Source organism: Candidatus Termitispirillum reticulitermitis (genome assembly GCF_054655775.1).
Window position 1 is genome coordinate 1 of sequence record NZ_BAAIHG010000223.1, and the last position, 606, is coordinate 606.

A 606-nucleotide genomic window follows, 5' to 3' on the forward strand; every position below is an offset into this window, starting at 1 on the left:
TAGCAAGCATCCGTGGGAAGGCTCGTCTGACCCGCAATACACAGGCTTTGACGAGAATGGCAAATATAGTTGGTGCAAGGCTCCACGCTACGATGGCAAACCTTTCCAAGTAGGTCCGCTTGCACAGCTATTAGCGGCTTATGCGGCAAAAGATGAACTGACAGTTCGTCTATTGAATGATGCGCTCAATAAGGCTGGCGTCAGCGTATCAAGTCTGCATTCAACTATGGGCAGACAGCTGACTCGTGCTGTGCGTTGCTCTATACACGCCACTCGTGCGCTTGAAAATCTTGCACTACTAGAAAATAACCTTGCAAAGGGCGACTATAGCTACTGCAATCCAGTTGAAATCGGCTCATTTTCTTATGAGGGTGTTGGGTTCTATGAGGCTCCGCGCGGTGCCCTATCACACTGGCTCGTAATACGCGGTGGCAGGGTGCATAACTATCAAGCGGTAGTGCCATCTACTTGGAATGCTAGCCCGCGCGATATGGCTGATAATCCTGGACCTTATGAGGCATCGCTTGTAGGCACACCTGTAGCAGACGATAAAAAACCGCTAGAGGTAATCAGGACCATTCACTCTTACGACCCGTGTATAGCCTG

General features: G+C 50.2%; 1 protein-coding gene. It reads left to right on the plus strand.

Translation table 11 applies throughout. The annotated features are described in order from the left end of the window. On the plus strand, positions 1-606 hold a 606-nt coding region (locus tag AC1MDJ_RS08425), incomplete at both ends, for a nickel-dependent hydrogenase large subunit (RefSeq protein WP_479690461.1).